The organism is Methylomusa anaerophila (assembly GCF_003966895.1).
In the GTDB taxonomy this organism is placed as follows: Bacteria; Bacillota; Negativicutes; order Sporomusales; family Sporomusaceae; genus Methylomusa; species Methylomusa anaerophila.
Genome location: NZ_AP018449.1, coordinates 4,607,086 through 4,622,055, shown reverse-complemented (window position 1 = coordinate 4,622,055; position 14,970 = coordinate 4,607,086). Strand labels below are relative to the sequence as shown.

Here is a 14,970-nt window from a genome sequence, read left to right as displayed (position 1 = left end):
CGTGACGCGAACAGAACTTCTCATCGCATTTAAGGAAGGCAAACTATCGACGGCTGAGCTGCAGGAACGGCTTCGGGCACTGAAGGAACAGCCTCGCAAGAATCCGCTTTCCGAAGGCCAGCAAGGCTTGTGGATGTTGCAAAAAATTTCGCCGGCAATGAGTGCCTATAATATTCCTTTATGCTTTCGCGTTTTTCAGAAGCTGGATATGGAAAAGTTTAAGCAAGCCTGTGCTTACATGCTGAAGCAGTATCCCATCCTGACGACTGTATTTGGTGAAAACGACGGCGTTCCTTACCAAATTGTTCAGCCGTCCCAGGCTCTCGCCTGGCAACAGGAAGACATTGCCGCCCTTGAATCTGACGAGATCCTGCCGTATCTCAAAAAGAAAGCAAAAGAACCATTTTCCCTGGAATGCGGTCCCTTAATGCGGGTGCAGCTTTTGTCCCGGTCTGAACGAGAGCACATCGTACTTATTGTCATTCATCATATTATTTTTGACGGCAGTTCCACCTTTCTGCTTATTAAATCTATTTTGGAAACCTACCGGGATCTGATTGGCGGGAAGAATCAGGCGCCCCAGCCCTTTGCAACCAGCTTCATCGATTTTGTTGAATGGGAACAAGCTATGTTGGCAGGCAAAGAAGGCGACGGGCACAGGGCTTACTGGCAGCGGCAACTGTCAGGAACATTGCCGGTATTGGAGCTTCCTGCCGATCGTCCCCGTTTTTCCTCCCAAAGCCTAAACGGCCAAACCTTTACCAGCTTGCTTTCGGCTGATTTGACCAAACGGATAAAAGCCTTTGCCCAAAGCCAGCATATGAATTTGTCAATCGTTTTATTAGGGGTTTTCAACGTATTGTTACATCGCTATACCGGGCAGGAGGATATTATCGTCGGCATGCCGGCCATAGGACGGCCGCAGGAAAGATTTGACTCCCTGCCCGGCTATTTTATTAACATGCTGCCGATAAGAAGTCAGGTAACCGGGGAACAGAGCTTTTCCCAGCTTATCAAAGAATTGCAATTAAATGTGGTTGACGGCTTGGATCACGCCGCCTATCCGTTTCCTGCCATAGTCAGGGAATTAAATGTGCCCCGCACCCAGACGAATTCCGCTGTTTTTCAAGTAGCCTTCGTCTATCAAAATTTTCTCCAATCAACAAGTTTACAAACAATCAAGGATCTGAGTCCCAATTCGCTGTCCATAGAATTTATTGACGATATGCACCAGGAAGGCGAGTTTGAGTTTGCATTAGAGATTTTTGAAGGGGATCAGTTTACCCTAAATATCAAATATGATCCTGATATCTATGATCTTTCGACCATTGAGAGAATGATGGGGCACTATATCAAATTAGTCGAAAAGATTGTGGACCAGCCCAGCCTGGCCCTGGCGGAATATTCCTTCCTGTCGCAAGAAGAGCAGGATACCATACTTATTGACTGGAATGCCACGCAGGCGGAGTATCCGAAAGAAAAAACAATCCATCAACTTTTTGAAGATCAAGTGGAAAGACTGCCGGATAACACAGCGGCAATCTTTGAAGAAAATAGCCTTACCTACCGACAATTAAACGATAAAGCCAACCAATTGGCGAGGGTGCTGCGGGAAGAGGGTGTGACCCCCAACAGTATCGTCGCCATAATGGTCGCGCGGTCGCTGGAAATGATCATCGGGCTTATGGCCATTTTAAAGGCAGGGGGCGCGTATTTGCCGATAAGTCCTGACAACCCGGCAGACCGGATAGCATACATGTTGAAAGACAGCGAAGCAAAAATTGTTCTCACCCAAAATCGTTTTCTTAATAAAACGAATTTTGACGGACTTACCATAGATTTGGAAGACCAAAGGCTGTACGCGGGCGAGAAAGAAAATCTGGCGAGAATAAACTCACCGCGGGATATCGCCTATGTAATATATACATCCGGTTCAACAGGCAAACCCAAGGGTGTGTTGATAGAGCACTACTCGCTGATCAACAGGCTGAATTGGATGCAAAAAAGTTACCCCATCGGCGAAAAGGATACCATACTGCAAAAGACGCCATATACCTTTGACGTATCGGTGTGGGAGTTATTTTGGTGGTCTTTGCAGGGTTCGCGAGTATGCTTCCTGCAACCGGGCGGGGAAAAAGACCCCGGCAAAATTGTGGATGAAATAGAGAAAAACAAGGTAACAACCATGCATTTTGTACCTTCCATGCTGAATGCGTTTCTGGAATATATTGAAGGCGGTATGGACTTAAAAAGGCTTGCAAGTTTAAGGCAGGTATTTGCCAGCGGCGAAGCGCTTCCCTTACAACAGGTTAAACGCTTCAACAACTCCCTCAATGCCAGCAACAATACCAAACTGCACAATTTGTACGGACCAACGGAAGCGAGTATTGACGTATCATATTTCGATTGTTCATCAGGCGAAGAGTTAAATGTTATACCTATCGGCAAGCCGATAGACAATATCAGACTTTATGTGCTGGATAAGAGCCAAAGGCTGCAACCTGTGGGCGTCACAGGGGAATTATATATAGCCGGGGATGGACTGGCAAGAGGATACCTGAACCGGCCGGATCTGACGGCTGAAAAATTTGTTTCTGATCCATTCACACCCGGTGAAAGAATGTATCGAACAGGCGACCTGGCAAGATGGCTGCCTGACGGGAATATAGAATATCTGGGAAGAATTGATCACCAGGTGAAAATCAGAGGCTTGAGAATAGAGCTGGGTGAGATTGAAAATCAACTTTTGAGTCACCCGGCAATAAAAGAAGCGGTTGTAGTAACAAAAGAAAGCAAAGAAGGAAGCAAGTACCTTTGCGGTTATGTTGTCACCCAGGAAGAGCTTAACGTGGCTGAAGTAAAAGAGTATCTTGCCAAGGAATTGCCGGATTATATGGTACCCGCCTATATTATCCAGTTGGAAAAAATACCACTGACATCCAGCGGCAAAGCCGACAGAAAAGTGCTGCCCGATCCGGACAGCAGCATGATGACAGCAGGTACGGAATACGAAGCGCCGCGAAACGAAACCGAAAAAATACTTGTTGAAATATGGCAGGAAGTATTGGGGACTAAGGGTATCGGTATTAACGATAATTTCTTTGCTCTGGGCGGCGACTCAATAAAAGCAATTCAAGTGTTGACAAGGCTGCAGCGTTTAAAACTAAAATTGGACGTTAAATATTTACTGACAAATCCGGTAATCAAGGAAGTCGGCAAATATGTAACACAAGAGGTTAAATTTGCACCAAGGGATACTGCCGCCAACAAAATTGAGTTGGAGGAGCTTGACAATATCCTAATGGAATTTGAGGAAAATTCAGTTTGAAACTATATATGTCGCATTAAAGAATTAAAATTATATCCGGGTATCAGGAACGCTTCGACGCTGTCGCTTAACCTCAGCTTATCCTGATGCCCGGATGTGTCAATTCTTTAAGGCGTTCCATATATTTGTGGCGAATTGTATACCTTACTAAATCGTAGAGGAGGTTCCAGTTTTGGATAAAAAAGATATAAGGGACATATATCCATTGTCCCCGATGCAGCAGGGTATGCTGTTCCATGCCATAGCCGATGAAAGCTTTGGGGCATATATTCAGCAAATAACCGTTACCCTGGCCGGAGATATGGACATCGCGCTATTGGAAGAAAGCTTTAATACTGTTATAGCAAAATATGATGCCTTAAAAACCATGTTTATCTATAAGAAAGTCAAGAAGCCGATGCAGCTGGTTTTAAAGGACAGAACAACGAAAATATATTTTGAAGATATATCAGGGTTAACAGGATCAACAGGATCAGCAATGGCGGCCAATGAGAAAATAAAATATGCTGAAACGTTTTTGCAGAAAGATAAGGAAAGAGGTTTTGACCTATCCAAGGATCTTCTTGTCAGGATGTCAGTATTTAAGACTGATGAAAAATCCTATACAGTAATACTGACCTTTCATCACATCATTATGGATGGTTGGTCGCTGGGGATTGTACTGAACGAGATTTTCGAAAACTATTATATGATGCAAAATAACCAGCCGCTAAAAATGCAGGCGGCAAAGCCTTATAGCGACTTTATTAATTGGATTGGGCAACAAGAAACAGGAGAAGGATTATCCTATTGGAGTAATTATTTGGCGGGATACGAACAAAAGGCGGAGATTCCTGCTTGTATAGAAAAAAATAAGGAGGCCGAAAGGTACGTTCCGTATGTTCTGGGAGAAACAATATTTACCATAAGTAATCCCTTGGTAAATAAACTTACCGAGTTGGCCAAACAAAAGGGAACCACGTTAAGTACGATATTTCAGATAGCATGGGGAATACTCCTTCATAAATACAACTATACGGAAGATGCGGTTTTTGGGGCGGTAGTGTCAGGAAGACCTTCAGAAATTGAAGGCATAGAGAGCATGGTGGGACTGTTTATAAATACCATTCCGGTAAGAATGAATTTTGAACATAGCCGTACCTTCAATGAAGTGATAGAACAAGTGCAGGAGCAATCCTTCGCGGCTACAAAGTATAATTATTTGCCGCTGGCCAAAATACAGGCAGGCACCGCATTAAAGCGAGATTTAATAAATAATGTATTGGTATATGAAAATTTTCCCATAGAGAAGAAAGTGGCAGAAGCAGGAGCAGAAAAAGAGCTGCTTGAGGTTAAAGCAATCAAACTATCGGAGCAAACAAATTTCAACTTTAATATATATGTGATGCCAGGCAGTGAGATGACGGTCAAGCTTACATATAACAACAATATTTACGATGAATCCCAGGTAAAGAGGATAGAAGGGCATTTAAAGCAGATACTGCAGCAAATAGCCGAAAAGCCGGAGGAAAAAGTATCATCAATCGAGATATTATCAGACCAGGAAAAGGAACAAATACTTAACGAATTTAATAATACAAGAACAGACTATCCCCAGGAAAAAACAATCCATAAACTTTTCGAGGAACAAGTAAAGAAGACGCCGGATAATACAGCGGTAGCGTTTGAAGAAAATACCCTTACCTACCGTCAATTAAACACCAGAGCCAATCAACTTGCGAGAGCGCTGCGGCAAAAAGGCGTGAAACCGAATACTATAGTTGGGATTATGGTAGAAAGATCGCTGGAAATGATCATAGGAATCATGGGCATATTAAAGGCGGGAGGCACATATTTGCCGATAAGCCCTGACTATCCGGAAGAAAGAATATCATACATGCTGGAAGACAGCCAAACCGGAATGATTCTTACGGAATCAAGCGTGGCGGACATGGCGGATAGGATAGATTTTAAAGGCGCTAAAATAATTTTAGACAATGAGTCGCTGTATGAAGAAGACAGTGAAGATTTAGAAATCTTAAACAAACCATCGGATTTAGCTTATGTAATGTACACATCCGGGACAACGGGAAAACCCAAGGGGGTAATGATCCCTCACCAGGCATTGACGAATTTCCTCATTACCATGAGCGATAAACCGGGAATAAGTTCACAAGATAAAATGCTTGCTGTAACAACATACTGTTTTGATATTGCCGGCCTGGAGTTGTATTTACCTCTGATTAACGGCGCTCAATGCAATATCTGCAGTACGGAAAAGACAAAGGATGTGGAAAAGCTAAGGCAGGAAATAAAAAGAGTAAAACCAACAATTATGCAAGCTACGCCGGTTACCTGGACAATGCTCTTTCAGGCCGGCTGGAAGAACGAAGAAGGAGTGAAAATCCTTTGCGGCGGCGAAGCGCTGCCGGAAAGATTAAAGCAATATTTTATTAATACCAATAGTGAAGTATGGAATATGTTTGGTCCAACGGAGACGACCATTTGGTCAACCACGCAACAGATCAGGGAGAAGGAACCGATAACCATTGGCAAGCCTATCGCGAATACGCAGATATATATATTGGACAGGGACTTAAAGCCCGCACCGGCAGGCATCCTGGGTGAACTCTATATAGCAGGCGATGGTTTGGCCAGAGGGTATTTAAATAAACCGGAACTTACAGCCGAAAGATTCATCCGGAATCCTTTTAATAAGGAAGCAAAAATCTATAAAACCGGCGATTTAGCCCGGTGGCTGCCGGATGGCAATATTGAATTTTTAGGACGTATTGATCATCAAGTAAAGATACGCGGGTTTCGAATCGAACTGGGTGAAATTGAAAGCCAGCTTACCAAGCATCAAGACATCCAGGATAGCGTTGTAGTCGTGAAGGAGCATGAGGGGATTAAACAACTGATAGCCTATTATGTCCGGCAACAAAAGAATTCGGCATTACTTGATCCGCAAATATTGCGGGATCATTTGAAAACTACCCTGCCCGGCTATATGATCCCCGCATTGTTCGTAGAGCTTGAGTCTATCCCTTTAACCGCAAACGAAAAAGTAGACAGAAAAGAATTAATGAATCGAAAAGTCGTGTCCACAAGGACTAAAGAGGAATGCCTGCCTGAATCGGAAATTGAAGAAAAGATTTTGGCAATATGGAAGGATGTTCTTAATGTCGGCAATATAAGCACGGAAGACGGCTTTTTTGAAGTGGGAGGAGACTCTTTATCAGCAGTAGTTGTAGCCGAAAAGATCAAGAACACTCTCAGCAGTGATTTCAACGTGACGACATTGTTTAAATATTCCAGCATTAAAGACATCAGCAAATATATCACGGAAGCTAATAATTCCAATGACAGGGAAACCGGTTTCAAAACAACTGGCAGTGATATAAGCGAAATTAATTGGTTAAACGACCGGGAAAATGAGCAAAAAGGCAATAAATCCTATCCTGATTATTATCAGGACAGTCTGGCCATTATCGGTATTTCATGCCAATTCCCCGGCGCAAAAGACCACAATGAGTTTTGGAACAATTTAAGAGAAGGCAAAGAAAGCTTTAAGTTTTTTTCCAAAGAGGAACTTTCCGAGTTTAATTTGCCGGCAGAACTTATTAACGATCCCAACTATGTTCCCGTAAACTCAGTAATCGAGGGAAAAGATTTATTCGATCCGGAATTCTTTAATATTTCCTACCGGGACGCCGAACTGATGGATCCTCAGTTGCGGCTGTTATTGCTTCATTCCTGGAAAGCCATGGAGGATGCCGGCTATGTTCCGAGACAGGTCCCTGACACAGCCGTGTATATGTCGGCAAGCAATAATTTTTATCAGGCATTGTCATTATCGCTGAACCGTACAACATCCACTGTAATGAAGAATGTAGAGCAATACGTGGCGTGGATTTTGGCGCAAGGCGGAACAATTCCCACAATGGTTTCCTATAAATTGGGCTTAAAAGGCCCCAGCTTTTTTGTCCACTCAAATTGTTCATCATCCTTGGCCGGGGTATATTCGGCATACCAAAGCTTAATGTCCGGTGAAGTTAAGTATGCTCTGGTTGGCGGGGCAACAATACTGGCTTTATCAAATTTAGGCTATGTCTACCAAAGCGGATTGAGTTTTTCCGGTGACGGACACATAAAAGCCTTCGACGCTTCTGCGGATGGGATGATGGGAGGCGAAGGAGTTGCGGTTGTTGTACTGAAGAGAGCAATAGATGCAGTGGAAGACGGCGACAATATTTATGCAATTCTCAGAGGAATCGGCATAAACAACGATGGAGCGGATAAAGTAGGATTTTATGCTCCCAGTGTAAAAGGACAAGCCGAGGTAATTCAGAAAGTGTTGGATTCAACGGGCATAAATCCTGAATCAATCGGTTATGTTGAAGCTCACGGAACCGGAACAAAATTAGGAGACGCTATAGAATTTGCCGCTTTACACGAGGTTTATAAAAAATATTCAAACAAGAACCAATTTTGCGGGCTGGGGTCCGTTAAAACCAATATCGGACATCTTGACACGGTTGCGGGTTTGGCCGGATGTATTAAAGTTGCGTTGTGTCTAAGCAATAATGAAATACCACCGTCAATTAACTACAAGGAACCAAATCCAATTTTTGATTTAAACAACTCGCCGTTTTATATTGCTGATAAGCTTAGAAAATGGGAATCAAACGGAATTCCCAACCGGGCGGCGCTAAGCTCATTTGGCATCGGCGGAACCAATACCCATGTAATTTTTGAAAAAAGCGCCCTGGATAATCCGGCCGGGCAAACCGGCGCGGAATATGAGTACAACGGCGTATTTGCCGTTCCGTTATCGGCAAAGAATAATGACCGGCTTAAGGCCTATGCCCAAGAACTTTTGGATTTCATAAGCAAACCTGTTAGCCAGAATGATGTTAATGATGTTAATGATGTTAATGATGTTGATTTTGTTAATTTAGCTGAGCTTGCCTACACGCTTCAGGTTGGCAGAGAAGCTATGGATAGCAGGATGATCTTAATTGTTAAAAACATGGAAGATCTTAAGAAAAAACTAGCGGCGGTTATTGCTGAAAAAGAAAATATTGAAGGTTGCTTTAGAGGCGAAGCAACAAGCGCCAAAGATCTTATTCAATTATACGGCAATGATCAGGATCACAAGGAAATAATCAACATCTGGATTGGCAAACGCAAGCTGCCGGAACTAGGCAAGCTCTGGGTCAAGGGCCTTACTATTGACTGGAATAAGCTGTATGGCGATAATAAACCGCGCCGAATCAGTTTGCCTACCTATCAATTTAACATGGAGCGTTATTGGATGCCTGCGGTAGATGAAGCGGATACCGATATTGGCAGTATGGCGGCAGTAGACACCGCCCGTTTGATTCACCCCCTGTTGCATCAGAACGACTCGGATTTTGAGGAACAACGGTACAGCTCTGTCTTTAGCGGCAAGGAATTCTTTTTGCGGGATCACGTCGTAAACGGCCAGAAGGTATTGCCCGGCGTGGCCTATCTGGAAATGGCCAGGGCGGCAGTTGAGCGGGCAGCCGGAGCTTTAAAGGAAAAACAGACCGGAATCAAACTGAAAAACGTGGTATGGGTCCGACCCATTTCTGTTACCGATCAGCCTTTTCAGGTGCACGTCGGACTTTATCCTGAGGACAACGGCGAGATTAGCTATGAAATCTATAGCGAACCGAAAGAAACCGACGCGGACCTTGTGGTATACAGCCAGGGAAATGCGGTGTTGAGCCGGATCCCGGAAATTCCGGTATTGGATCTGAAAGCTTTGCAAGATCAATGCAACCAAAAAATTCTTTCGTCCAGCCAATGCTACGAGGCATTTAAAGCGACCGGGATCAGCTATGGCCCGGGACACAAGGGAATTGAGGCGGTATATATAGGTCCGGATCAGGTACTGGCAAAGTTGGCCTTACCTGCCGCTGTTTACGATACGAAAGGGCAATTTGTCCTGCATCCCAGTTTGATGGATTCGGCGGTACAGTCGACGATCGGCTTATATTCCGGCGATACCAGCGGCAACGCCTCCCTTAAGCCTTCGCTCCCCTTCGCCTTAGAGGAGCTTGAAATCTTTGGCGCCTGCACCCCCGCCATGTGGGCGCTAATCCGCTATAGCGGCAGCGGTGCGGTTGGGGAGCGGGTGCAGAAGCTGGACATTGACATCTGTGACGATCAAGGCCGCGTTTGCGTGCGCATGAAGGCATACACATCCAGAATTCTGGACGGCGAACCGGGTATGGCGGAGCGCCAGTCAGCCTTCGGCGCCTTGCTGCTCACTCCCGCCTGGAGAGAACAACCGCTTGCCCAGGAAGTCCCAACCCCTGACTATGCCCAGCACCTGGTGATTCTTTGCGAACCGGACAAGCTTTCCCTTGAGAGCATTACCGCTCAGATGAACAAGGCGGGCTGTCTCATTCTCCAATCGCCGCAACCGGATATGGGGGAGCGCTTCCAGACCTATGCCGCCCAAGTGTTTGAGGAGATCCAAGGCATCCTCAGGAACAAGCTCAAAGACCAAGTACTGGTCCAGATGGTAGTTTCCACCTCCAATGGGCAGCAACTCTGTTCCGCCCTTGCCGGCATCTTAAAAACAGCCCAACTGGAGAACCCCAAGCTGATAGGACAGTTGATTGCCGTAGAACCGGGACAAGATACGGAAACAATCATCGGACAGCTACAGGAGAACAGCCGCAGCCCCCTGGGCCAGCAGGTCCGCTACCAGGACGGCAAACGTTTCGTTGCCGGCTTGCGGGAAATTGAAACTGCCGCCGAAACAATGCAGATCCCCTGGAAAGATCAAGGGGTCTATTTAATTACCGGCGGCGCCGGTGGCCTGGGACTTATTTTTGCCCAGGAAATCACCCGAAATGCCAAGGATACTACCCTCATTCTCACCGGCCGCTCGCCTTTGGGCGAAGACCGGCAAGCCAGGCTAAACGAACTGGAAGCTGCGGGCGCCCGGGTCATCTACCGTCAGGTGGATGTGACCGACAAGGAAGCGGTCAGCGGCCTGATCGAAGATAGCCGGCAGGAGTTCGGCAGCCTCAATGGCATCATCCACGCTGCCGGGGTGATCAAAGATAACTTCATCATCAAGAAAAACCGGGAGGAATTCCTCGCTGTACTGGCTCCCAAGGTCACCGGTCTGGTCAACCTGGATCAGGCCAGCCAAGACCAGAAACTTGACTTCTTCATTCTCTTCTCCTCAACCGGCGGAAGCTTCGGCAACCCTGGCCAGGCCGACTACGCAACAGCCAACGCCTTTATGGACGCCTACGCCGCCTATCGCAACAACCTGGCGGCCTCCGGCCGGCGCCACGGCCGGACATTGTCCGTCAACTGGCCGCTTTGGCGAGAGGGCGGCATGCGCGTTGATGAGGAAACCGCAAGGATAGTGACTAGAGATACAGGCATGGTCCCCATGGCAACCCAAACCGGCATCAAAGCCCTCTATCAGGGACTGGCCTCGGGCGAAACTCAGGTGCTGGTGGCGGAAGGCAATCCTGCCCGGCTAAGGCAAGTGCTGCTTGCAGCAGAAAAACCTGTTGCGCCCCAGCCGGAGCCAATCTTGAAAAAAACGGCTGAACTTAAGCCTGCCGCCGCCGAAAATATTCCCGTCATGGCCCAGGACTTGCTCCGGGAAAAAGCTGTCAATTACTTTAAGAAACTGCTCTCGTCCGTCATCAAACTCCCGCCGCACCGCATTGAAGCGGATGCGCCGATGGAGAAATACGGGATCGATTCGATAATGGTCACCCAACTGACCAATCAATTGGAAAAAACATTTGGCTCCCTGTCCAAAACCCTGTTCTTTGAATACCAGAACATCAAGGAACTGACCGGCTACTTCCTGGAATCCCACCTGGATCAGTTGACGGCGCTGCTGGGAATTGACGAAAAAGAACCGGCAGCTACCCAGACAACATCTCCGGCAGCATCCCAGGAAGCCACACCGGTGGCCGAACCGGAAAAGCCATTCGCCGGCAGTAAAAGACGTTCCCGTTTTGCAGCATTGCGCCTGGAAGCCCAACCCCGGCAAGAAAAAGAAAAAAGTTTCCCGGACATCGCCATCATCGGCGTCTCCGGGCGCTACCCCGGGGCGCGAAACCTGCGGGACTTCTGGGAAAACCTCAGAAACGGCAAGGATTGCATCACCGAGATTCCCAAAGACCGTTGGGATCACAGCCTGTACTTCGATGAAGACAAGAGCAAGATTGGCAAAACCTACAGCAAGTGGGGCGGCTTTATCGAAGGAGTGGACCAATTTGATCCCTTGTTCTTTAACATCTCACCCCGGGACGCAATGATCCTGGACCCCCAGGAGCGCTTATTCCTGCAATGCGTTTATGAAACTTTGGAGGACGCCGGCTATACCAGGGAAGACCTCGGTATGTATAAGGGTCTCGGCCTGGAAGGCAATGTGGGGGTATACGTCGGGGTAATGTATGAAGAGTACCAGCTCTACGGGGCCCAGGAGCAAGCCCGGGGCCGCAATATCGCCCTTACCGGCAGTCCGTCGTCAGTTGCCAACCGCGTTTCCTACTTCTGCAATTTTCATGGCCCCAGCATTGGTCTGGACACCATGTGCTCCTCCTCCTTAACCGCCATTCACCTGGCCTGCCACAGCCTGCAGCGGGGCGGCTGCGAAATGGCCGTCGCCGGCGGCGTCAATGTCTCCGTCCATCCCAACAAATACCTGATGCTCGGCCAGGGCAAGTTTGTCTCCAGCAAGGGCCGCTGCGAAAGCTTCGGCCAGGGAGGCGACGGCTATGTGCCGGGAGAAGGTGTGGGAGCGGTACTCCTCAAACCCCTTCCCAAGGCAATCGCCGACGGCGATCACATCTATGGCATTATCAAGGCGACCGCCCTCAATCACGGCGGGAAGACCAACGGCTATTCGGTCCCCAACCCCAACGCCCAGACCAGCGTTATCGGCGCAGCCCTCAAAGAGGCCGGCATAAATCCCCGGACCATCAGCTATATTGAGGCCCATGGCACCGGGACCGTTCTGGGAGACCCGATTGAGATCACCGGTCTGACGAAAGCCTTCCAGGAGTACACCAAAGACAAGCAGTACTGCGCCCTCGGCTCAGCCAAGTCCAACATCGGACACTGCGAGAGCGCCGCCGGCATTGCCGCGGTGACTAAGGTGCTGCTGCAGCTGAAACATCGCCAATTGGCGCCGTCCCTCCATTCCAAGACCCTGAATCCCAATATTGATTTTGCCAACACCCCCTTCGTCGTCCAGCAAGAACTGGCGGAGTGGAGACGCCCTGTAGTTGAGCTAAACGGCCAGACCCGGGAATATCCCAGGATCGCCGGCATTTCTTCCTTTGGCGCCGGCGGCTCCAATGCCCATGTGGTGATTGAGGAGTACATCCCCAATCAGGAAAAACCTAAAATCGCCGTCACCTCCCAAAACCCGGCCATCATCGTACTCTCAGCCAAGAACGAGGAGCGCCTGAAGGAACATGCCCAACAGCTCCTGCAAGCCATCCAAACCCAGCAGTTCGCCGCCGCCGACCTGGCCGACGTCGCCTACACCCTCCAGGTGGGAAGAGAGGCCATGGAGGAGCGCCTGGCCCTAACCGCAGTATCTCTCCCGGAACTGGAGGAGAAGCTGAAAAACTACCTGGATGGCCAGGACAATATAGACGATCTCTATCGGGGGCAGGTCAAACGCAATAAAGAAATGCTGGCTGTCTTCGCCGAAGACGAAGACATGGTAAAAACCATTGATGCCTGGATAGCCAAAGGGAAATACACCAAGCTCCTGGACCTGTGGGTCAAGGGCTTTGTTCTGGATTGGAAAAAGCTCTACAGCAATGCCAAACCGCAACGTATCAGCCTGCCTACTTATCCATTTTCGCGGGAACGCTATTGGTTCACCAATCTTTTTGACAAAGAAGCTGCCGGCAGACAGGAAACAGTGAGCTCAGCCGGGGATACCGCCGGTAAACCGTCAGTTTCCCGGCAGCCCGTGGAACTCACGGCCGCGGCAAGACCGGCTGTTGCCAACACAGCCGGTAAACCCAGCGAAATATCTTTACGATCCTTGGCAGACAATCCCCCAATAGCAAGCAAACCGGCCAGAGAGGAAGCAACGGCCGCGATAGGGGACAGCGCAAATAAATCACCGGTTTCCCGACCGTCTGTGGAACTCAGAACCATGGAAAAACCAACTGTTGCCAACATATCTGCCAAGCCCAGCGGGATATCTCTAGGATCTTTGCCGGGATACCAAACCCTATCAAGTAAACCGGTAAATCAAATTCAACAATCGATCACATTAACATCAACCAGCTTAACATCAACCAGCTTAACATCAACCAGCGTTCCGGTGGCAGAAGCGGATACTATTCCAGGGAAAATCAGCGATGAACCGAAACCTGTGGCTCATGTCCCAACAGCTAATCCGGCGGGATCTTTACTGGAAGAGCTGGCGTCAAGCCTGGCGGAAGCCTTGTATATGCAACCGGGCGATATTGACGTCGATGCAAAATTCGTTGATTTGGGAATGGATTCGATTATCGGCGTGGCCTGGGTTCAGGAAATCAATAAACGCCACGGAACCTCAATTGCGGCAACCAAAGTCTATGATTATCCCAGCATCAGTGAATTCGCGGAATTTATGGTAAAAGAACTTAATATCCCAAGCAGTGGAATGGTGTCAACGCCAACGCCCTCAACTTCTCAGCCAAGCGAGATCCCGGCGCAGGCAATAGCCAAGCCCCGGGAGCAGGAGGCGCAGGTTGCCGCTAAAGCGATGGAAACCCCGGCGCCGGTAAATCCAATGCCGTCTAAAATCCCGGTGAAATCCATCCAGGAGGAACTGGCAGCAAGTTTAGCCGAAGCTTTGTATATGCAGCCAAGTGAAATTGACGTCGATGCAAAATTCGTTGATTTGGGAATGGATTCGATTATCGGCGTGGCCTGGGTTCAGGAAATCAATAAACGCTACGGAACCTCAATTGCGGCAACTAAAGTCTATGATTATCCCAGCATCAGTGAATTCGCGGAATTTGTAGGAAAAGAAATGGATATCGCCGGCGGTGGAATGGCGCCGGCGCCAGCGCCTTCAACTGCTGAGCCGGGCGAGAGCCCGGCACCGGCAGCAGCCAAGCCCCAGGGGCAGGCAGTCGAATCCCCGGCGCAGGTAACGGCAGAGCCAAGGGAAACCCCGGCGCCGGTAAATCCAACGCCGTCTAATGTCGCAGTGGAATCCATCCAGGAAGAACTGGCGACAACCTTGGCGGAAGCCCTGTATATGCAGCGGAGCGAGCTTGACATCGATGCAAAATTCGTTGATTTGGGAATGGATTCGATTATCGGGGTGGCCTGGGTTCAGGAAATTAATAAACGCTACGGAACCTCAATTACAGCGACCAAAATTTATGATTATCCCAGCATTAGTGAATTCGCCGTATTTTTGAAAAAAGAATTAACAGAATTAAATGCGGCAACGGGAGAAGCGAATCAAACACCTGCCGATTCAAATCCGGATAATAACCTGCAAACGGTGCTGCAGCAAGTGCGTGAGGGGACCTTAAATATTGAAGAGGCTGATCAATTATTAAATCAATATGTTTAAAAGAGGAACTCTAATGCGTTCCATATAGCTTGAGATATTCATTAGCGGT

At 48.0% G+C, this 14,970-nt stretch carries 2 protein-coding genes; both read left to right on the top strand.

Annotation, left to right across the window (positions count from 1 at the left end; genetic code table 11):
* The first annotated feature begins 1 nt into the window (after position 1).
* Entirely contained in the window at positions 2-3,328 is a 3,327-nt protein-coding gene (locus MAMMFC1_RS20620; protein ID WP_126310273.1) for a non-ribosomal peptide synthetase, read from the top strand.
* Positions 3,329-3,500: 172 nt separating this feature from the next.
* Positions 3,501-14,921: a non-ribosomal peptide synthetase gene (locus tag MAMMFC1_RS20615; protein ID WP_126310272.1), complete on the top strand. Its 11,421-nt coding sequence runs from the start codon at positions 3,501-3,503 to the stop codon at positions 14,919-14,921.
* Positions 14,922-14,970: the final 49 nt, after the last annotated feature.